13 protein-coding genes are annotated in these 21782 nt (G+C 44.9%); 3 read left to right on the top strand and 10 right to left on the bottom strand.

Annotated elements, in window-relative coordinates:
* Nucleotides 1-32: 32 nt before the first annotated feature.
* The 10 genes from IE164_RS00385 to IE164_RS00340 all read right to left on the bottom strand — a co-directional run bounded on the left by IE164_RS00385 (nt 33) and on the right by IE164_RS00340 (nt 17800).
* Complete coding sequence (locus IE164_RS00385) at nt 33-407, bottom strand: co-chaperone GroES (RefSeq protein ID WP_189628205.1); 375 nt, start codon at nt 405-407, stop codon at nt 33-35.
* An 87-nt stretch (nt 408-494) separates the two neighbouring features.
* On the bottom strand, nt 495-9119 hold the full coding sequence (locus IE164_RS00380) for an SP85-like N-terminal domain-containing protein (RefSeq protein ID WP_189628204.1): 8625 nt from the start codon (nt 9117-9119) through the stop codon (nt 495-497).
* Between the two features lie 249 nt (nt 9120-9368).
* The gene (locus IE164_RS00375) at nt 9369-10679 is read right to left on the bottom strand and encodes a DNA recombination protein RmuC (RefSeq protein ID WP_189628203.1); all 1311 of its coding nucleotides are present in this window, start codon (nt 10677-10679) and stop codon (nt 9369-9371) included.
* A gap of 42 nt (nt 10680-10721) precedes the next feature.
* The gene (locus IE164_RS00370; RefSeq protein ID WP_189628202.1) at nt 10722-11303 is read right to left on the bottom strand and encodes a mechanosensitive ion channel family protein; all 582 of its coding nucleotides are present in this window, start codon (nt 11301-11303) and stop codon (nt 10722-10724) included.
* Nucleotides 11304-11414: 111 nt separating this feature from the next.
* Nucleotides 11415-13778: a hypothetical protein gene (locus IE164_RS00365; RefSeq protein WP_189628201.1), complete on the bottom strand. Its 2364-nt coding sequence runs from the start codon at nt 13776-13778 to the stop codon at nt 11415-11417.
* A gap of 28 nt (nt 13779-13806) precedes the next feature.
* Nucleotides 13807-14145: a VOC family protein gene (locus IE164_RS00360; protein WP_189628200.1), complete on the bottom strand. Its 339-nt coding sequence runs from the start codon at nt 14143-14145 to the stop codon at nt 13807-13809.
* A 44-nt stretch (nt 14146-14189) separates the two neighbouring features.
* Entirely contained in the window at nt 14190-14603 is a 414-nt protein-coding gene (locus tag IE164_RS00355) for a RidA family protein (protein ID WP_189628199.1), read from the bottom strand.
* The gene (locus IE164_RS00350) at nt 14600-15037 is read right to left on the bottom strand and encodes a GNAT family N-acetyltransferase (RefSeq protein ID WP_189628198.1); all 438 of its coding nucleotides are present in this window, start codon (nt 15035-15037) and stop codon (nt 14600-14602) included. The genes IE164_RS00355 and IE164_RS00350 overlap by 4 nt, the downstream gene beginning before the upstream one ends.
* Entirely contained in the window at nt 15038-16327 is a 1290-nt protein-coding gene (locus IE164_RS00345; protein ID WP_189628197.1) for an aminopeptidase P N-terminal domain-containing protein, read from the bottom strand.
* A gap of 465 nt (nt 16328-16792) precedes the next feature.
* Complete coding sequence (locus IE164_RS00340) at nt 16793-17800, bottom strand: glycosyltransferase family 9 protein (protein ID WP_189628196.1); 1008 nt, start codon at nt 17798-17800, stop codon at nt 16793-16795.
* Between the two features lie 189 nt (nt 17801-17989).
* Between IE164_RS00340 and IE164_RS00335 the strand changes: the two genes are divergently transcribed.
* The 3 genes from IE164_RS00335 to IE164_RS00325 are packed head-to-tail and all read left to right on the top strand — an operon-like array spanning nt 17990 to nt 21743.
* Nucleotides 17990-19225, top strand: coding sequence for a M16 family metallopeptidase (locus tag IE164_RS00335; protein ID WP_189628195.1), 1236 nt, complete (start codon nt 17990-17992; stop codon nt 19223-19225).
* On the top strand, nt 19225-19869 hold the full coding sequence (locus tag IE164_RS00330) for an O-methyltransferase (protein ID WP_189628194.1): 645 nt from the start codon (nt 19225-19227) through the stop codon (nt 19867-19869). The genes IE164_RS00335 and IE164_RS00330 overlap by 1 nt, the downstream gene beginning before the upstream one ends.
* A complete protein-coding gene (locus IE164_RS00325) occupies nt 19866-21743 on the top strand; it encodes a LysM peptidoglycan-binding domain-containing protein (protein ID WP_189628193.1) in 1878 nt (625 codons plus the stop codon). Before IE164_RS00330 ends, IE164_RS00325 begins: the two co-directional genes overlap by 4 nt.
* The last annotated feature ends 39 nt before the right edge of the window (nt 21744-21782 follow it).

The raw sequence follows: 21782 nt of genomic DNA, 5'->3' as shown, positions 1-21782 counted from the left end.
TTTTTCCTTCAACGGCAAAAGAAAGACTTTGGTTAAAGATCCTGTTCTCGTTCTAACATTAAAACGGAAGACTGGGGAACAATAAAGAGTTTTTCTCCCTGATAAACGATCTCAACGGCTCCTTTTTGAAGAAAGATAGCAAGATCGCCTTCTTGCGCCTGTAAAGGTACGTATTTAATTTTTTCTTCGCTTTCTTTCCAGGGTTCGTCTTCATCGGTAGGCATAGGAATGGGATAGCCGGGGCCTACTTTAATGACAAAGCCTGATTGAACTTTCTCTTTTTCCTGAACGCCAGGAGGCAGATAAAGTCCACTTTCTGTTTTCTCAGGCTGTTTTTTGGGTCTGATCAACAGTCGATCTCCCACTACAATAAGCTTTCTCAATTTGTTGTCTGCTGTAAGTTCCATAGCTGTTAAGGGTATGCAAATATAGGACAGAAAGAACAAACGAAAATGGCCGGTGTTGGCCGGCCATTTTATTGGGTTTGATAATTCTTATCGTTTAATGATCAGCTTCTTGGTTTCTACAATATCCATTGTGTTCACCCTGATGAGGTAAATTCCATCGAGCAAACCGGAAGCATTGAACTCAATTTCGTAGGTTTTGTCAGCCTCGGCCATGTCTTCATACAGCTGGCCTACAGGCATACCTTGCGAGGTGTAGATGCCCACTTTAACCGGACCTGCTTCAAGCACCTTAAAGGTAATGGTTGTAAAATCTTTGGCCGGGTTAGGGAAAGCGCTCACCTCTATTCTTACAGGAGGCTCATTGTTGATGGTTACTTCCTGATTAGACTCTCCCGGGTTAGTATTTACCACACCATTAATATTGCTACAGCTTCCTAAGGTAGCTCCTTGAGCTAAGAGCTGCTCGGCTTGTGCCTTACTTACGCACATTGGCGAACCATTGTAACAAACGGTTATTTTTCCATTCCATTCAATTGTGTTCACCTGGCAACCGCCTGGTTCGCCCGGCTCTTCGTCCTGACAATTGATCAGGTCGATGTTAATATCTCCTTGCTCCCACTGGTTGCAGTAGTTCTTATAGTAGAACCAACCGGAAAGACCGTAGTTCGAGTTTTTGTTGTTGGCTGCATTACCCAGTTGGAATCCAAATTGGTAATTAGATGGCATGTGGCTCACTTTTACCACTTTGCCCTGATTAGAGCCCTTGCCCTTCAGTCGGCTGTCGCTGCTTAGAGTAAAGTAAGTCCAGTTCTGGTAGTTATTGCCGGCTAGTGACTTTTCGTCCTTGTAGCTTCTACCTAAGCCAGACCATTCGCTCCAGTCGTGTCCTCCTTCGAGTATGAAATCTATTTCCCAAATGTCATTGGTATCATAGATGTTCACCAGTCGGCCTGTGAGCTTGGCAGAACCATCGGTGTAGCGCACAAAGTCACCATTTATGTTTTCGAAAACATACTTGGCATTACTTCCATTTCTGTAGTATTCGCTTAGCCACATGGCGTGTCCGCCATCTTGAGCCGCAGTAGCCTCACAAGAAGATTCTTCTTCGGCCACCGGAGGTTCACCCGTTACTATGGAACAACTGCTACCTTCACCATCAGTATAACCTACCACAGTAAATGGTCCGTAGGTTTGTCCTAGTATGTCAATAGAGCATGAGGTATGTATTTCATAGGAGAACCCGTTGATCTTAAGGAAGGTTTTAGATTCCAGTCTTCCTTTTGAATCGAACCCTTCTACAAAGAGCACATCGCCACTCTGTACATCGTAGAATTCATCAATGAGATAGGTTTTCTTCTTGTTATATGCTTTAACAGTGACTCCTGAAGTTCCGTTGTAAACGACTGTGAAGTTTCTCATTCTACCTTCACACTGACAATTGTTGTCTCCAGAGCCATTGTCGTTGCCAGAGCCACCATCGTCATCATCATCGTCTGAATCATGACTGTCGTCATCATCATCGTCATCATCGTCATTGTCATTGTCGCTGCCCCACCAGTTTGAGCCCCAACGATAACCACTGGCAGTACTACCATAAGTAAAGCCGCTGCTTACATTACCTTTGCCCTTGCCTTTACCCTTACCTTTTCCTTTTCCATTGTCGTCATCGTCCGAATCATCATCGTCATCATCAGAGTCTCCTCCATTGTCATCATCATCCGAATCATGGCTATCGTCATCGTCACTGTCTCCAGTGCCACCACCATCACCAGGGTTATAGCTATCCATGGTACATGTGCTGCCTTCTCCATCCGTATATTCTATAACTGTAAACGGACCAACTGTAATACCCATAATGTCTTCAGAGCAAGAGGTATGAATTTCATAGTATACTGAACCAACTTTCAAATAGGTTTTAGCATCGAGCCTTCCTTTATGGTCGAAACCACTTACTGTGAGACGGTCGCCATTTTGAACATTGTAGAAGGTTTCAATAATACTGCTCTTGTTCTTTTTATAGGCTTTAACAGTAGTGCCTGAAAGACCATTATAGATTACTGTGAAGTTTTTCATTTTACCTTCACAATCACATGATTGGCCACCATTATTGCCGCCACCGTTGTTTCCACCACCATTATTACCGCCACCATTGTTGCCACCTTCGCAGCGTACATCAATCACGTTAACCGTAATGGTTTTAGAAACCGAGCAGCCTGCTACATCTGTAACTATTACTTCATAGGTAGTAGTTACTTCTGGTGCTACTACCACAGAGTTTAGCGAACTACAGGCAATTTCGTTTTCCGGGAGCCAGGTGTAGGTATAGTCTCCGTTGCCACCGGTTGCACTGGCAGTTAGGGTCACAGTTTGCTCACCATAGCCAAGGTATATGGTGTGTTGGTCGGTGCCGCTACCAGCCGGATATTCAGGAGTTACGAAGGTTTCTACTTCTAATGGGCTTGGTTGACGCAGCTCAACACTCTTGGTGGTCGAGTTCCCATGCTCATCGGTTACCGTAAGCGAGTATACTCCGGCTGTCAGGCCACTAATGTCGGCCGTTGTGGCTCCGTTACTCCACAAGTAAGTGTAGTTGCCACATCCACCTTCAGCGGCTACGGTAATTTCACCATCGGCTGCACCATAGCACGATACATTGTACTCATCAATTTGGTTATACACCAATGGTTCCAGAGTAATGACAATAGGACTGGCCTTTACAACCACGTTGAAGCTAGCGGTGGTTTGGTTACCCGAGGCATCGATAGCCGTATAGGTAACCTGGGTAGTGCCAACAGGGAAAGAAGCACCGGGTTGATGAGTAGTCGACACGCTGGCCGAACAGTTGTCTTGAACTGAAGGAACTGACCAGTTAATAACTGCTTCACAGGTATTGTCAGTTATTTGATAAACAATGTCTTGAGGTAAACCAATGATAACGGGGTTGGTACTGTCTACCACCGTTACAATGGCAGTGGCCGAAGCAGTATTGCCGGAGTTGTCTGTACCGGTAAGGGTTACAGTGTTCTCACCCAGGTCAGAACAGTCGAAGCTAAGCTTGTCGAGCGACAGTGTGAGTGAACAATTATCTGACGACCCGTTGTCAACATCGGCTATGGTAATGGTCGCCTGGCCATTGGCATCAAGATTAACCGTTACGTTTTTGGTGATAACCGTAGGGGCAACCTGATCGACAACAGTCACTATAGCTGTAGCCGTAGCGGTGTTTCCACTGGCATCGGTTACGGTAAGTGTTACGGTATTTTCGCCAAGGTTGGAGCAATCAAAAGAAGCTTTGTCAACGGCAAGCGAAACATTTCCGCAATTATCAGTGCTACCATTGTTTATCATGCTTGCCGTAAGGCTTGCCTGACCATTGGCATCTAGTTGCAGGGTAATATTTTTAGTAATTGCTGATGGAGCAATTGGATCAACTACTGTGACAATGGCAGTGGCCGAAGCAGTATTGCCGGAGTTGTCTGTACCGGTAAGGGTTACAGTGTTTTCACCCAGGTCAGAACAGTCGAAGCTAAGCTTGTCGAGCGACAGTGTGAGTGAACAATTATCTGATGACCCGTTGTCAACATCGGCTATGGTAATGGTAGCCTGGCCATTGGCATCGAGATTAACGGTTGCGTTTTTGGTGATAACCGTAGGGGCAACCTGATCGACAACAGTCACTATAGCTGTAGCCGTAGCGGTGTTTCCACTGGCATCGGTTACGGTAAGTGTTACGGTATTTTCGCCAAGGTTGGAGCAATCGAAAGAAGCTTTGTCAACGGCAAGCGAAACATTTCCGCAATTATCAGTGCTACCATTGTTTATCATGCTTGCCGTAAGGCTTGCCTGACCATTGGCATCTAGTTGCAGGGTAATATTTTTAGTAATTGCTGATGGAGCAATTGGATCAACTACTGTGACAATGGCAGTGGCCGAAGCAGTATTGCCGGAGTTGTCTGTACCGGTAAGGGTTACAGTGTTTTCACCCAGGTCAGAACAGTCGAAGCTAAGCTTGTCGAGCGACAGTGTAAGTGAGCAATTATCTGACGACCCGTTGTCAATATCGGCTACGGTAATGGTAGCCTGACCGTTGGCATCGAGATTAACCGTTGCGTTTTTGGTGATAACCGTAGGGGCAACCAAATCCTCAACAGTGATTATAATATCGGTTTCGAAGTTGTTTCCATGAATATCTGTTACCGTAAGAGTCACGGTATTTTCTCCCAGGTTAGAACAATCGAATGAGGTTTTAGATAAGGATCGATTGGCTATACCGCAGTTGTCTGACTCACTAACTACTACATCCTCCAAACTCAGGGTAGCCTGGCCGTTGGTATCTATCTGGAGCGTAGCATTCTGAGTAATTACCTGGGGCGCAGTGTTATCGATCACCGTTACAGTGGCTGTGGCCGAAGCAGAGTTTCCGCTAGGGTCTGTGCCGGTAAGAGTAACCGTATTAACCCCCACGTTAGAACAATCGAAGTTGAGTTTGTCCAGGCTCAGGGTAAGGCCACAATTGTCGAAAGAACCATTGTCTACCTGCGGTATAGAAACAGAAGCCTGACCATTGGCATCGAGGGCCACAGTAAGGTTTTTAGCCAGCACCGTAGGAGCGATGTTGTCCGTAATGGTTACGTTAAATGTTTTAGTGGTTACGTTACCGTTCACGTCAGTTACGGTAAGAGTCACCGGGTTGGTGCCCACGTTGGAGCAATCGAAAGCTGTTTTGCTCAGCACCTTAGAAGCAATTCCACAGTTGTCAGAGCTAGACACCTCTGCCTGAGCCATTGAAAGCGTAGCATTGCCCGAAGCATCGAGAGTAAGAGCTGCATCTCTGGTTTGTACTACCGGAGCTCTATTGTCAAGAATTCTGACTTTCGCGGTTTTGATGGTCGTGTTTCCTTTGGCATCTCTTACGGTAATAGTTACTGTGTTGTCGCCAATGTTTGAGCAGTTGAATGTTGTTTTAGAAGCCGAAACCGATGTGATAGAACAGTTGTCTTTGGTGCAGGTTGTGAACTGAGACACATCACTCAGTACAGTATAATCAGAGAAAGTAGTAGATCCGCCTCCGCCCAGGCCACCACCAAGGCCACCGCCATTTCCATTCGAAGGCAGAGTGACCCCGCTACAAGCATAGAGTAAATCGGAAGCTTTGATTCGAGCGTTTCCGCTAGCATCCAGATAAACCAGAATGTCTTGTGTTTGTACCGTAGGAGCGATGTTGTCTACAACTGTAACAGTTGCCGTTTTGGTTTGAGTGTTTCCGGCACGGTCTTTTACAATAAGCGTTACCGTATTGGCACCTTGGTTAGAGCAGTCGAAAGAAGACTTGGAGAGCTCCAGAGTCACCGTTCCACATGCATCGTACGAACCATTATCAATCATTTGAGGAGTGATAGAGGCCTGTCCGTTAGCATCCAGGTTAACGGTAATGTTCTTGGTTAAGGCAATGGGTTTGGTGTTGTCCAGAATAGTTACCACCGCTGTGGCGGTGGTAGAATTACCACTCACGTCAGTTACTGTAACCGTTACAATGTTTTGTCCCAGATCGTTACAGGTAAATGAAGTTTTGCTGATCTGGTAAGAGCCAATACCACAGTTATCTGAAGTACAAGTAGCTACATACTCACCTTCAACAGATGAGCTGCCCGGTACTGGCTGTGGTTCGGAGATTCCTCCTCCTGAGCAGTTGAGTACTAGAACTTCTTGCGGAGTTACGGTCACCGTACTACCTGTAGAGATAATCTTGGTAATGTTTCGGGTAACTACTACCGGAGGGATGATGTCTTTTACTGTAATAGTTGCTGTTGCTGTGCTTACGTTGCCATTCACGTCAGTTACCGTAAGTGTAACGGTTTGAGCGCCCAAATCTCCACAACCGAAAGAAGTTCTGTCGATGGTGTAAGAAGCAATGCCGCAGTTGTCGAAAGAGCCGTTGTTCACCTGCTCAGCGGTAATCACAGCCTGCCCGCTGGCATTAAGGAACACTTCAAAGTTTTTAGCCAATGCAGTAGGCGCGGTATTATCGATCACTGTTACAGTGGCTGTGGCCGAAGCAGAGTTTCCGCTAGGGTCTGTGCCGGTAAGAGTAACCGTATTAACCCCCACGTTAGAACAATCGAAGTTGAGTTTGTCGAGGCTCAGGGTAAGGCCACAATTGTTGAAAGAACCATTGTCTACCTGCGGTATAGAAACAGAAGCCTGACCATTAGCATCGAGGGCCACAGTAAGGTTTTTAGCCAGCACCGTAGGAGCGATGTTATCCGTAATGGTTACGTTAAATGTTTTAGTGGTTACGTTACCGTTCACGTCAGTTACGGTAAGAGTCACCGGGTTGGTGCCCACGTTGGAGCAATCGAAAGCTGTTTTGCTCAGCACCTTAGAAGCAATTCCACAGTTGTCAGAGCTAGATACCTCTGCCTGAGCCATTGAAAGCGTGGCATTGCCCGAAGCATCGAGAGTAAGAGCTACATCCTGAACTTCCACTACAGGAGCGGCATTATCTACCACTTCTACAATGGCTGTGGTGGTTGTGGTATTGCCAGAAGCATCTCTTACGGTAACGGTTACTGTGTTTTCACCAAGATCAGAACAGTTGAAAACTGTTTTAGAGGTTTTTATCGAAATAATCTTGCAGTTGTCTGTAGTACAAGAGGTAAACTGGCTGAGGTCAGAGGTTACATCGAAATCGGCATAAGGGATTTCTTCTGTGTTAACAGTTGTAGATGTGGTACTGAATGAGCTCAGGCCGCCACCCAAGCCTCCCCCGAGTCCACCACCAAGGCCTCCTCCGAGTCCGCCACCTAAGCCACCGCCCAGGCCGCCACCCAAACCACCTCCGCTATCAGGAGCGTCTTCAATTACTGCGTCTTCGCATATGTACAGTACGTCTTTATGGTGAATCTTGGCATTACCGTTTTCATCCAGATATACTCTAATGTTTTGGGCTACTACCGGTGGGGCAGTATTGTCTTTAACCGTTACAGAGGCTGTTTTTGTAGTGGTATTGCCAGAGGCGTCTTTTACAATGAGTGTAACCGAATTACTCCCCAGGTTGGAGCAGTCGAATGCTGTTTTGGAGAGTTCCAGGCTTACCGGGCTGCAGGCATCGTAGGAGCCGTTATCAACCATTTCAGGGGTGATGTTCACGTTGCCTGTCTCGTCAAGGTAAACAGTAATGTTTTGAGTAAGTGCAATTGGTTTGGCACTGTCCATAATGGTTACGATGGCAGTAGCTGAGGTGCTATTACCACTCTGATCGGTTACTGTTACGGTTACTACATGTTGCCCTGCGTCTTCACAGGTAAAGGTTTCTTTGTCTATTTCATAAGTAACAATGGAACAGTTATCATAAGTACAGTCACTACCTATCCATAGTGTATTGTCTCCACTTCCTGGAACAGGCTCAGGTTCGGAAATTCCGCCTCCGGCACAGTTCATAACCAACACATCCTGCGGGGTAATGGTAACTGTACTTCCTGAGGTGATTACTTTATAAATGTCTTTAGTGACTACCACAGGCGCAATAGTGTCCTGAACATTGACCGTAATATCTTTTGAGCAGGTGTTGCCTTCGCTGTCAGTTGCAGTTACGGTAATAGTTTTTTCACCCAGATCGGAGCAACTAAAATTGGTTTGAGAAGCTGTATAAGTAACTTCTCCTACAGGTATATTAGACTGTTCACCACAGAAGTTGCCTTCCCCATCGGTATAGCTAATCACAGTAAAAGGGCCATATACATTACCTATAATCTGCTCTGAGCAAGAGGTGTGTACCTGATGTAAGGCACCATTGTTGAGCTGAATGTATGTTTTTGGACCTAGTCTTCCCTTAAAGTCAAAACCTTCTATGGTTATTTTGTCACCATTCTGGACATTGGTGTTGGTTTCCAAAAGGTTATTGTTCTGGTCGTAGGCCTTTACGGTTGCTCCAGACTCACCCGCGTATGTAAAGGTAAAGTTCTGCATTTTACCTTCGCACTGGCAGTCGGCAATATCGGCCGGCCCACAGTTGCTAAGGTCAAGATTGAAGTCGCCCTGATGGTAGTTCACTCCATCCCAGCTGTAGGAAAACCAACCGGACAGGCCGTATTTAGAGTTCTTATTGTTAGCGGCATTTCCTACCTGAAAGCCAAAGTTATAGTTGGCAGGCATGTGGCTAATGGTGACTGTTTTTCCGGCATTGGCTTCAAGCCCAATAATCTGGCTTGTTTGAGACGGATCCATGATGTAGTAGCTCCAGTCTTTGTAGTGGTCTCCGGCTAAACCTTTTTCGTTTTTATAATCTCTACCTAGGGAGCTCCAGGTAGTCCAGTCCATTTTTGAAGAAAGATATACGATTGCCTGCCATTTATCCGTTGGGTTAGAAGTGTTGTAGAGAATACCGGAGAGCATGGCCGATCCGTCTTCGAATTCATTGAATTCTGCACCTTCGGCAAAAATAAAATCAGTGGAGCTGCCGGGAAAAGGGTTGACGCTTAACCACATGGCATGGCCATCGCCTGTAGCGGCAGAAGGAGTGCAAGCTCCGTTGTCTTCGAAGCAATCTAAATTTAAATTGCTGAAGTCAAGGGTAGCTTCACCATTGGCATCTAAGAAAAGCTCTTGTGTTTGAGCAATAGCACTGGCAGGCCAGTTGAGCACAAAGGCAACCAGGCCAATAGAAAAAAAATGTGTGGCAACCTTCAATAGCTTGCCAATAGGTTGTTGCATCACTCTCGTGTTTTGGTCAAAGATGTAGTTAGCTTAATGCTCACCTAAACCTGTAAATGGTTTAGCATACACCTTATTTATGACCACAATGCACGCGGTTTCTAAATTAGGTTTAGGTGATAGGACTTGGTGAAAGGACTGCAAATATACATAAAATTGCATTTCGTGGTCAATTTTATGCTTTTTATTTCCTTTCAAGTAGCTGTAATCAAATATGTTAAGTCTATTTGACCAAAGGAGAGATTCAAACTAATCCTCAGATCGGTCGAGCAGACGGTTGTCTATTTGTTTACTGGCCTTCGCCCCTAATTTTTTAAGCTTTTCGGCCCTCCTAATGAGGTTGCCGCTCCCCTCAGCCAGCTTTTTCATCGATTCCTGATAAGCCTTTTGAGTACCTGCCAGATGTTTACCAACATTCATCAAATCTTCGGTAAACGCCTGAAACTTGTCGTATAGCGCTCCGCTTTGTTGCGCTATTTCTATTGCATTTTTATTCTGATATTCTTGCTTCCAGATGCTTGAGATTGTTCTCAGTGTTGCAATGAGTGTGGTAGGACTAACTACCACAATGTTTTTGCTGTAGGCATCATTGAACAACTCCTGGTCGTGTTGAACAGCCAGTGTAAAGGCTGGTTCAATGGGTATGAACAGAAGCACAAAGTCTAAACCGTCAAAGCCATAGAGGTTTTGATAGTTTTTTTCTCCCAGACCCTTTACATGGGCTCTCACTGAATTGATGTGGGCTTTGAGCTCACCAGCTCTTTCGGTTTCTGAACTTGCAGTAGTGTAGCGTTCATAGGCCGTAAGGCTAACTTTGGAGTCTATTATAATGTGTTTGTTTTCAGGGAGCCTGACCACCACATCGGGCTGATATCTGCGTCCGTCATTTCCTATTTCAGACACCTGAGTTTCGTACTCCCGGCCCTTTTCCAAACCTGATTTTTCCAGAATTCTTTCCAGAATTACTTCCCCCCAGTTGCCCTGGGTTTTGGTGTCGCCTTTCAGTGCTCTGGTGAGATTTTCTGCTTCTTTGGTTATTTGTTTGTTCAGTTCACTAAGGTGCTGTATTTGCTGAAGAAGGGTAGCGTTGCGTTCGGCCCCTTCTTTATTGGAGTCTTCTACCTTCTTCTGAAAGTCAGAAATGCGTTCTTTTAGTGGGATCAGAATTTCTGACAGATTCAGCTTGTTTTGTTCAGTAAACTTTCTGCTTTTTTCTTCCAGAATTTCATTGGCCAAATTTTTAAACTGAATAGAGAAACGCTCATTCATTTGCTCCATTTCAAGTTTTTGTTCAGCCAGTCGTTGTTGCAGGTTCTTAAACTCTGCCTGTGAGGTGGCCAACTGCTTGCTCAAGTCAACCCTCTTCTCTCTTTCTTGAGATAGCGTAGGTTTTAACTCTTGCAATTCAGTTATCAGCATTTTATTTCGTTCCTCAGCTAATTGAAGCTGATTCTTTAGTTGGTCAATGTTTTGGTTTGGCTTAGATGCAGTCTGTTTAGTCAGCAACCAGCCTATTATTATTCCTAATACTGTGCCCGTAATTAACCAGAGTATTTCCATGGTTTACCTGTTGTTTTGCAACAAATATAAACCATGCTTTCTCTATGCCATTAACTTGGCAGCAGCAGTGTTTTCGCTCGCAACTTTCACTCCCTGGCTTATTAGAAATTGATTAAGAAGGAGCTCAGTTTCTGCATCTACTTCTAAGTATTTTTCTAATGAGCACCATACTTTCACTCCCAGCTCTACGTGGCTATTCTTCATTTTCTTTACCACTACTTTTGGCGAAGGATTTCTGAGCACAAGCTTATTGTTGCTCAGATAATCGTTGATGAGCTTTTTGATTTTAGCCATGTTTTCTGAATAGCAGACTTTAGTTTCGAGGTCTACATTCACAATATTCTGATGGCTTAAATTGTGTAGATGCTTGGTGAAGAAGAGGGTGTTGGGAACGTGAACGGGTTCGCCATCGATGCTTCTCAGGATAGTGAACCTAATTCCCTTGTGTTCAACGGAACCGAGACGACCATCAATTTCGATAAAATCGCCTTTTCTAAACGGGCTCGTAGCTCTAATGAGCAACCCGCTAAACACTTCGAGCATTGGCTGTAGTGCTTTTCTGATTTTCGATTCTATTTGCCCCATAGTAGTTAGGTTGTTTGGTGGATTTAGTTCAATCCACATACCAACTACGTATTTCGCCTATAATACCCTACCAACGGCAAAAAAAAAGATGTGAACAACAGTTGTGTTGTCCCATTATGGGAAGACGGTCTAATTGTTGGAGGAATTTCTTTACTTATGATAGCTTATTTTATCCATTATGATTACCCCTTGAGGCGACTGATCGAAGATGAAGCTTAATGATTGTATAGACTCTGTGTTGAATTGGCTATTCACTTTCTGAAGGTCGCTTAGCGAAATAAAGAAGGTGTTATAAACAGCTTCCGATGTTTTGTTGTCCTGAAGTTCAGGATTTTTGAATACATCTACCGTGAGCTGTCTCTGAAGGTAGCTGTAATCGCTCAACTTAATTCTCACCATTTGTCCGTTGGAGTCCTGGAATTCAATGCTAAAGTCAATGGGTTCCTTGGCTTTGGGTTCTTCTTCTTTGTCATCGGCCTGTTCTTCCGCTTCGGGTTCCTCTGCGTTATTCGTTTCATTATTATTCTGCTCGTCTTTTGCCGATTCGTCTTCTTTTTCTTTGTCGCGATCTTTCTCGGGGTAGGTGTTTTCTTTAGACTCAGAAAGCTCAAAAGTGAGGTATGAGGCACTCTGAGTCGATAGAGGTTTGGCCAGTGCTATTGTGTATCGGGCTGTATCTACAGGGTGAGCCAGGCTATCCCATCCAATATAGACGGCCCGGGTTCCCCGGTTTCCCCACTTCATGCTTACCAGTTGTTCTCTCCAAACGGTTAGGTTTTGGGTAGTTATTTTACCGCCTTCTGAAGTAGTAGTAAGGTCTAGGTCTTCTTCAAAATCGGCAATGGGTTGCCAGTTGCTGTCTTCATATTGATTGAGGTAAATGGTTTGAGGTAACCATTCCAAGCCACTGCGAAAGTCTTTAAACAGGGAGCGGTATTCATTCTTACCGAGTAATGTGGCTTGCAGAAAAGCACTGATATAGACTTTGCCCACGGTGAGTTGCTCTTCCATGGGCATCAGGGCATCTACATTAAGCAGCGAACCATAAGGGTAACCAGCATCCCTATTGCCCCAAGACGTATTAAACTGCCCATGGTTGGCTCCATATACATAAATGGCCGATTTAAAGAAGTCGGAACTATCGGAAAACTCAACCCGCTCATACTGCCTCAAGCCCGCAAATGACTGAACGTCTCCGTCATTAGCTCCGTGAATTACCAGATAGTTCACATCTTTTAGTGGGGTACTTGTTTCTCCCGGCTTGTATTGGCCATCTACGGGAGCAATGGCCACCACTGCTTTGATGTTAAAACCAAAGTCGAATTTCTGATTGGCATTGTCCGGATAGTAATCCAGGGTGTTGAAAAATCCGGCAATGGCGGCTGCTTCACCCCCACGGGAGTGACCCATTACAGCCACATTGTTCATATCTACTTTGCCAAAAAAAGGATTTTCGGGGTCTTCATTCCATTTTCTCCAGTTTCTGAGGTGCTCTAGCAATAACCAGCCCCGAGCATCATTTTCCTCATCCAGTCCATTTCCAAAAATATCGGGCCAGCCACTGTTTATAAAGTTTTCGTCTACACTGGCTAAAATTATTCCCTGGCTTGCCAATAGTTGGCCAAGGTATTCATAGCCGGGATCGGAGTAGTCGAACATGGAATGATTGCCATGTACAATTAGTGCAATTGGAAAAGGGCCATCGCCTTGAGGATACCATACTCGGCCATTTATGGGCAGGGCTTTGTCATCGTGGCCCCAATACCAGCTTCTTATTTTCCCGGAGAGCTTATTCCAGTCGTCTATTAGTCTTGAACCATCAACCGAGTCAGTCACTATATTTACATTTTCTCCAAATTCCGGGCGGTGTTTGTCTTTGCCGCTGCCATAGGTAAGAAATTCTACCGGGTATGGACCAGCTTCTGCAGGGTTGTTTAGTTCGATAGGCTTTGGGCGATAGTCTGATTTTAGTGCGGCATTAATATGTTCAACTTCTGGTTTAAAGCCCGTGTCGGCTACCCATATTATGCCCCAAACCAGTCCGGCCAGTCCGGCCAATAGGCCTAGTGCAGCCACTATGGTTTGGGCTTTTGTGTTGTGCTTCCTCGTTTTTTTAAGCAAAGTGTATAGCCCGGCCCCGGAGAGGCCTGCAAAAAGTATGATGAACAGAGGAAATTGAATGCTGAGGCTACCACCATTGAAAATAAATGTGCCAAGAAAAAAAGCTCCCGGCACATACCAGAAAAATTTCTTTGGAAGAAGCTTTAGCAAGTTTACTACTAAAACAGTGCTTGCACTTACCAAAAAAGCAAGAATAAGCCCCAGAACCACGGGTGCAAGGCCAAAGTAGGTATTGCCGTCCAATACAAACACCAAAAGCGATGTAATGAGCCAAATAACAATGGCTGTTGTGGCAATGGCCTTAAATGCACCATCTTGGGCTATTGGGCCCGGTTTTATAGTTTGAAAGAATCGGATGATACGATTCCAGAGGTTTTTAAAAAGTCGTTTCATGGTAGAAGGTGGTTGAGTGTTGTGGGTGTTAGTGCTGGTCCATCAATATTTCATTGCCATCCGGGTCTTTGAGCATAATATAGGCCGGCCCGCTGCTATTTTCATCGCAGGTGCGGCTAAGGGTAATGCCTCGGCTCTGAAGGGCTTGTTGCACCGCCCGAACATCGGGAGGATTGAAGGTGATCACGTTTTTACTAAACATGTCCTGATAAAGGCCCAGTTGAATGTTTCCGTTTCGAACAATGAGCCATTTATCTTCTATGCTTCCGCAATTAGGGAGTGCTTCAAAGCCGAGTTTTTGATAAAAGGCATAGGAAGCCGCAATGTCTTTGACGGCTAAGGCGAGATGGTTTTTTCCTAAATTCATGGAAATCAGCTAAAAAGTGTTTCCTGAATATAGTCAATGCACGGCTAAATAGTAGCAATACACTTTAACTCAATGGCAATTGGGGTAGGGAGAGAGCTTATTTCTACGGTCGTACGGCACGGTTGATTGTCTTTGAAATACTCCGCGTAAATTTTGTTGTAAATGGGGAAGTCGGCCTTCATATTGGTGAGAAAAACGGTCACATCAACCAATTGATCCCAGCTGCTTCCCGATGCCTCTAGTATAAGTCGAACATTTTTAAACACCGAGTGGCATTGTTCTTCAATATCGTAAGACAGAATTTCTCCATCTTCTGACAACTGAACTCCAGGAATTTTGGAAGATCCGCGTTCTCTGGGGCCTACTCCGGAAAGAAAGAGCAGGTTGCCTACTTTTCGGGCATGAGGGTAAAGTCCTACAGGCTCAGGGGCTTGTTCACTATTAAAATGTTGGCTCATAGCAGGTGTTTAATAAGTATTATCCGATAATTTTCCAGTTCGTCTTTAGGCTTTACCTGGCTTATTTGAAAGCCATTGTTTATGGCAAAAGTTAGCATGGCTTTGTGGCGATTGAGGGTTTTAAACCTAATGCCCCTGTAGCCATTTTTCAACGCCCAGCTTTCCTGATAGTCGGCCATGCGCCTGGCCAGGCCCTTTTTTCTATGCTGCGGTGCTACACCTCCCAGCCAGCTGTACAGCATGCCATCGTTGTCTCTGTTATAGGCCACTTTACATCCGGCCAACTCGCCATTTACTTTGGCTAGTAGAGTGAGTTGCTGCTTGTTTTTTACCCGCTCAAGGTAATGTTCTGTAGAGAGCAAAGGGTCAAATTCAGGTAATTTGCCCAGCACTTGCAGGGCATCGGGCAAACTACCTTCTATAATCTCAATCATTTACTGATTCATTATATCTTCAATCTCCTCAGCTTCAATAGGTATGTTTCGCATAAGGTTGAACTGACCATTCTCTGTAATCTGAATGTCATCTTCCAGGCGAATGCCAATTCCTTCTTGCGGAATGTAAATGCCGGGTTCTACAGTGAACACCATACCGGGTTTGAATTCGGTGTAAATACTGGCGACATCGTGTACGTCTAAGCCAATGTGGTGAGAGGTTCCATGCATAAAGTATTTCTTGTAGGCCGGCCAGTTGGGGTCTTCATTCTTTACATCTGTTTGGTCGAGAAGGCCCAGGCCAATGAGTTCGCTGGTCATTATTTTGCCAACCTCTTTGTGATATTGGGGAATTCTATTGCCGGGAACCAACATTTCTGTGGCTGCTTTTTTTACCCGAAGTACAGCATTATATACCTCCCTTTGTCTTTTGCTGAATTTTCCGTTTACGGGAATGGTTCGGGTAAGATCTGAAGCATAGTTGGCATATTCTGCTCCAATGTCCATAAGCAGCAGGTCACCGTCTTTTAGTTGATCTTTGTTCTCAATGTAGTGCAATACACAGGCATTGGCCCCTCCGGCTATGATGGGCGTATAGGCAAAACCTTTTGATCGGTTTCTTACAAACTCGTGAAGTATTTCTGCTTCAACCTCAAACTCCCAAGCCCCCGGTTTGGTAAAAGCCATTGCCCTTCTAAAACCTTTTTCGGTAATGTCACAGGCCTTTTGCATTAGCTCTATTTCGCGAGGCTCCTTTACAGTGCGCAGGTCGTAAATTACAGGAGCCAGACGCTCGTATTCATAGGTAGGGTATGTTTTGCGTATCCACTGACTAAAGCGGTCGCTTCGGGTTTCTACCTCGGTTGAGTTTCTAATGTGTTCGTTATGGTATAGGTATATATGCTCGGTTTCGGCTAATATGGTTTTAAGAGTTTGCTCAAATTTATCGTTCCACATTATGGTTTTTATGCCAGAAGTGTTTTCGGCTTCCTCCTGGGTGTATTTGTGGCCTTCCCATACGGCAATGTGTTCGTTGGTTTCGCGAAGAAACAGTACCTCTTTCATGCGTTCATCAGGAAAGTCAGGGGCTATAATGAGGGTAGACTCTTCCTGATCTATTCCTGATAGATAAAGCATATTACTGTTTTGCCTAAAGGGCATGGTGCCATCGGCATTGGTGGGCATAATATCATTTGAGCAGACTATGACTGCCGAATTCGGCTTGAGTCTGGCCTTTAGCTTTTCTCTGTTTTTTATGAAAAGTTCTTTACCGATGTGTTCGTATCTCATAAGCTCATTTTCGTTTGTAGCGAAGTAAGCAGGAAACAGGGAGAAAATAAAGAGAAGTGAGAGGAGTTAAGTCAGAACGAGATAGATTCAGCATTTTGGCCAATGTTTCGGAACCTTAGAAGATTGGTTATTGCAGAAATGACTGGTCTGCTTTAAATCTTTGGACGGAGGCCCTTAACCCTATTTAACTGAACTGACCGGTTTGATCACTTTTAAATCATCAAGCCCCGCGAGCCACCCAATTAAATCGAGTTTTTCTGACTGAATATCTGTAGCATCAATTTAATAAGAGGTTAGGGTTACTCACTTAAGTCGCAAGAAGTGTATTTATGAACCTTGCCTCCATTTGTGTCTTCACAAATTATTAAAAGACACGGTAAGGGCACAGCTTGTGGCTAGTATGCTGGATCTAACAAGTGGGATCTAAATGAGTAACCCTATAAGTGGTTTTAGCGAAACCAGCCTTTAAGGGGTATTGTACGCAGCACCGGTTAAACTATCGGTTTTAACCTCAAAACCACACTTAAAATGTCCTTCCGGGCAAGCTTTTTTGCCATGCAGTCCGCAGGGTCTGCAGGTGAGAGGCTCTTCGATTTGTATTACGCTTGAATGATCAGAAAGAGGCCCGAAACCAAATTCTGGAATAGTAGAACAGAAGATGGCTGCGGTCGGTGCATTCATGGCACCAGCCAAATGCATAGGCGCACTGTCGTTCACATAGTTCATTTGAGCAGCCTGCATAAGAGCGGCCGACTCCAAAAGGCTTAGCTTACCACACAAATTCTCAGCATTCGGGTGGCCACTTTTCTGAATAATTTCATCGCAAAGGGCATGATCGGAAGGAGCACCCAGAGCGTAAATTTTTCCTTGGAAATCTGTGGTGGAAAGGAATTCGATCCACTTCTCTTTCGGAAATTGCTTGGTAAACCAAACAGAAGCCGGGGCAAAGCAAATAAATGGAGCGGCTTTAAGCGAAGCGACCTTCTCAAAGTCTTGATTTGACGGATAAAGTTTTGGTTTGGATGGAGTGCCATCAGTAAACTCAGCAATCAGATCATGGTTCCGCTCAATTTCGTGCTTGCCATTATTGATTTCATGTGGCACTTTCTTGCCGAAAGCCCAGCTGAATGGATTCTTGTCAAAACCAACTTTGATTTTAGCTCCTGAAAAAGCAGTGAGAAAACCTGAGTTGGCAAATCGTTGAATGTTCACTACCAGATCGTAGCGTTCCGCACGAATGACCTTCAACATTTTCAGCAGGTTTCTGTATTTGCCGGCCTTTTTATCCCAAATAAGGGTTTGGTTAAGGAAAGGGTGGTTTTTTACCAATCCCTCATTGCCTTTGCGAACCAAAAAATCGAGCCGAGCCTTAGGGTAGTGCTGGTGAAGCTTTTCTAAAACACCAGTGGCCAAAATTACATCGCCAATAAAGGCAGTTTGTATTACCAGTATTTTCTGAAATGGCTTTGTCATAGGCAGTTCAAAGATAGAAAAACAGTTCATTTCGCCATTCCCGTGAAAACGAGAATCCGTCTGTTTGATATGGGGATTCCCGCCTGCGCGGGAATGACGGTAGGGAGGGGGCGGAGTGATTATCTTACATGTAAAGTGTTCTTATTCTGCTCAATAAAGCCTTAACTTTGCAGCCGTTCCAAAAAAAGCATGGTCGACTACAATCTTATTTCTTTACCCAACGGCATCAGAGTAATCCACAAAGAAGTTCCCAGTACTAAAATTGTGCACTGCGGCTTCATATTGGATATTGGGAGTCGCGATGAAACCGAGGAACAATTGGGTATTGCCCACTTTTGGGAGCACATGGCTTTTAAAGGAACCAAAAAACGCAAAGCTTTCCATATTCTCAATAAACTCGATTCGGTAGGGGGAGAGCTGAATGCCTACACAACCAAAGAGAAAATCTGCTTCTACGCCTCAGCGCTCGATAAGCACATGGAGAGTGCCTTTGAGCTTTTGCAGGATATTACTTTCGATTCGGTTTTTCCTGAAAAGCAAATTGAAAATGAAAGAGGGGTCATTTTAGAAGAGATGGCGCTATATCATGACAACCCTGAAGATGCTCTTCAGGACGAGTTCGATCGTGTAGTTTTTAAAGAACATCCTCTGGGTCAAAACATTCTGGGAACCCCCAAAAGTGTGCGGTCTTTTCACCGAGAAGATTTTCAGGAATTTCTAAAAACAAATCTTAGTACAGAGCGGGTGGTGTTTTCATGTGTGGGCAATGTGCCGTTTAAGAAAGTGAAGAGGCTGGCCGAAAAGTACTTTGGCCAAATTCCCCTTTTACAGGCCTCCCGGCAGCGCAAACCGTTTGAATTTTACCGGCCCGATCGAGAGATTATCAGACGAAACATTACCCAGGCACACTGTGCTATTGGGGCTACAGGCTATGCCCTGGCTGATGAGAAACGACTACCGTTTTTTATGTTGGTGAACATATTGGGCGGACCGGGAATGAATTCCCGGCTCAACCTGGCATTGAGAGAAAAGTATGGATTTGTATACAGTGTGGAGGCCGCATATCATCCATTTGCCGATACCGGTTTATTCGGCATATACTTTGGAACCGAAAAAAGCCAGGTAGAACGCAGCCACCGCATTATAGCCAAAGAGCTCAGACAGCTGCGCGAAAAACCGTTGGGGGTGCTTCAATTGCACAAAGCTAAGGAGCAACTTATTGGACAACTGGCCATGGCCGAAGAAAACAACACCAGCCTTATGTTGATGTTGGGAAAAAGCATTCTTGATATGGAAAAGGTAGATTCTCTGGAAGATGTCTTTCAGCGTATTCGCCAAATCTCCGGTGCTGAGCTCATGGATATTGCCAATGAGATGTTTGACGAAAACCGATTGAGTTATTTAACCCTATTACCCGAAAACTAATGGATTTTATTCCCGAAGACATACAAAGGTATGTAGAAGAGCATACTGATAAGGAAAGTGAACTACTGAGCAGGGTGAATAGAGAAACCCATCAAAAAGTGCTCATGCCACGCATGCTTTCAGGGCATTTGCAAGGCCGGGTACTTTCTATGCTTAGTCATATGATCCAACCGCAAAGAATTCTGGAAATTGGCACTTATACGGGGTATTCGGCCATTTGCATGGCAGAAGGGCTGGTGGCCGGTGGAAAATTGATCACCATAGATAAGAATGAGGAACTGGAGGCTTCTGTAAGAGCTTATTTTTCTGAAGCCGGCCTCACCGATAGTATTGACTTTAGAATTGGCGATGCCATGCAGCTAATCCCTGAAATTGAGGGACCTTTCGATTTAGTTTTCATAGATGCCGACAAGAAAAATTACCTGAATTACTTTAACTTAGTGTTGCAAAAAGTGCGTATTGGTGGTTTTATCATAGCCGACAACGTTTTGTGGAGTGGCAAAGTGGTAAAAACTGACAAGAAAATTGATGCCGATACGCAAGCCATACTCGATTTTAATCGTTCTGTTCACGAAGATGATCGAGTTGAAAACGTTTTGTTCCCCATTAGAGATGGCCTGATGGTGGTAAGAAGAATACAGTGAGAAAGACTTTCACCGCACTACTCATTCTCCTGCTGGCTTCGCTACGTTCATTAGCGCAAGCTCCAATCACTGTCCCCAATGAAATGGAATTTGCCGGGGTCAGGCTCAAAATACAGTCCGATGCCAAGAAGGAAATTGAGCAAACCTTAGACCTGCTTACCCGCAGTCAGTACCATTTTCAGCGCCTTGTAGACAGGTCTCGCCTGTATATGCCTTATGTAGAAGAGGTGCTTCGCCAGGAAGGAATTCCGGAAGATTTTAAATACCTGCCCATTCAAGAGAGTCAGTTTGTATCCGATACAGTATCATCTTCCAATGCCGTGGGTTTCTGGCAGTTCAAAAAAGCATCGGCTCAGGAATTAGGCTTACGGGTAGACAACGTGGTAGACGAACGGAAGCACATTGTGGCAGCAACCGTTGGAGCTACCAAATATTTTAAGCGAAGCAACTTTGTGTTCGATAACTGGGTGCTTTCGCTTCAGTCGTATTTACAGGGGCTCACCGGTACCCAGCGCTCTGTTGACGATAAGTTGTACGGAGCAAAGTCGATGGTAATTGATGGCAAAACGCACTGGTACATAAAGAAATTCATAGCTCATTACCTGGCCTTTAAAGATTATGTGGGCAACGGTAAGTATCGTAGCGATATGAGTTTACACAGCTATGAAGGCCGAGGGAAAACCTTGCGGCAGGTGAGCCAGGCAACAGGTACCGATTTCAATGAGTTGAGGGCTTATAATAAATGGCTCAACCAATCTCAGATTCCGGACGATAAGTCTTATCTGGTATTCTATCCCGATGCTAAAAAAGGCGGACCTGTAGTGGTAAGGCGCGATGAACCGCAGAAAACTAATGAAGCAGACAAGTCGCGTTCTGCCTCTTCGAATAACCGTTCGGAAAGTACCACAAAGGCCGAAACCAGACGCATGCGCTTCAGGCCAATTGCTGGCAACGTAGGAGCTTTTCCGCAGATTACGGGAAACACCGCCAAGGCCTATGAGCCCGGAAATATTGAGCTGAACGGAATACCTGCAGTTCGAGCTAAAAGCAATGACAATCTGCAAAGCCTTTCGGCCCGCACGGGGGTAAAAACGGAAAGGCTGATGAAGTTCAATGACATTGGTGAAAGAGGCAATGTGAGAGCCGACAGGTACTACTACCTAAAGAAAAAGCGCAACAAGGGTAAGGTTCATTACCATATTGTACAGCCCGGAGAAACCCTGTGGGGCATATCGCAAGACTATGGCATAAAGCTGAAAAAGCTAATGCAAAAGAACAGGATAAAAGAGGCGGAGCAATTGAAAGTGGGGCGTGTGCTGTGGCTCCGATTTATCAGGCCTAAAGATATTCCCGTAGAGTACAGTCGGGTTTCGTTACCTGAGAGCACCCCCGAGCCGGAGCCTGAAAAACCTGTTCAGCCTGAAAGGACCATCCAGGAAAACGTGAGGCCAAAAACCGTTGAATTGCCTTTGCGCGATGATAATGAGGTGTTTATTGAACCTACACCCATCAGACCGCTCACAAATACGGCCCGGGACACGGTGGTTGTTCACCGGGTCAGGTACCAGGAAACCTTCTTTGCTATAGCCAAGGAATATGCAGTAGAAATTGATGAAATTCTGGAATGGAATAATCTGAAACTAAGCGATGGCCTGCAAATTGGGCAAGAGTTAAAGTTGCTCGTTCCCAGAGAAAGGTATGCTCCCAAAGTAAAAGAGCCTCAAATCATTACTCATCAAGTGGCCAAAGGAGAAACTATGTGGTCGATATCCAAAAAATATGAAGTTGAAATAGAAGATATAAAACGGTGGAATAACAAGGCAGACCATACGTTGTCTCTTGGAGAAAAACTGATCATCAGAAAGCCCAATTAACGCACAATACCATTTTGGACAAAAAGCTTCCTTGAATTT

The sequence above is a fragment of the Roseivirga thermotolerans genome, assembly GCF_014653175.1.
GTDB classification, from domain to species: Bacteria; Bacteroidota; Bacteroidia; order Cytophagales; family Cyclobacteriaceae; genus Roseivirga; species Roseivirga thermotolerans.
Note: the sequence above shows the minus strand (reverse complement) of the source record. Positions and strands in the feature narration are given on the sequence as shown.

Bases quoted from the DNA above. Each gene is read 5' to 3' on its own strand.
- IE164_RS00350 (WP_189628198.1), bottom strand. From the start codon at position 15,037: ATGATTGAGATTATAGAAGGTAGTTTGCCCGATGCCCTGCAAGTGCTG.
- IE164_RS00340 (WP_189628196.1), bottom strand. From the start codon at position 17,800: ATGACAAAGCCATTTCAGAAAATACTGGTAATACAAACTGCCTTTATT.
- IE164_RS00335 (WP_189628195.1), top strand. From the start codon at position 17,990: ATGGTCGACTACAATCTTATTTCTTTACCCAACGGCATCAGAGTAATC.
- IE164_RS00385 (WP_189628205.1), bottom strand. From the start codon at position 407: ATGGAACTTACAGCAGACAACAAATTGAGAAAGCTTATTGTAGTGGGA.
- IE164_RS00355 (WP_189628199.1), bottom strand. From the start codon at position 14,603: ATGAGCCAACATTTTAATAGTGAACAAGCCCCTGAGCCTGTAGGACTT.
- IE164_RS00365 (WP_189628201.1), bottom strand. From the start codon at position 13,778: ATGAAACGACTTTTTAAAAACCTCTGGAATCGTATCATCCGATTCTTT.
- IE164_RS00370 (WP_189628202.1), bottom strand. From the start codon at position 11,303: ATGTGGATTGAACTAAATCCACCAAACAACCTAACTACTATGGGGCAA.
- IE164_RS00345 (WP_189628197.1), bottom strand. From the start codon at position 16,327: ATGAGATACGAACACATCGGTAAAGAACTTTTCATAAAAAACAGAGAA.
- IE164_RS00330 (WP_189628194.1), top strand. From the start codon at position 19,225: ATGGATTTTATTCCCGAAGACATACAAAGGTATGTAGAAGAGCATACT.
- IE164_RS00360 (WP_189628200.1), bottom strand. From the start codon at position 14,145: ATGAATTTAGGAAAAAACCATCTCGCCTTAGCCGTCAAAGACATTGCG.
- IE164_RS00375 (WP_189628203.1), bottom strand. From the start codon at position 10,679: ATGGAAATACTCTGGTTAATTACGGGCACAGTATTAGGAATAATAATA.
- IE164_RS00380 (WP_189628204.1), bottom strand. From the start codon at position 9,119: ATGCAACAACCTATTGGCAAGCTATTGAAGGTTGCCACACATTTTTTT.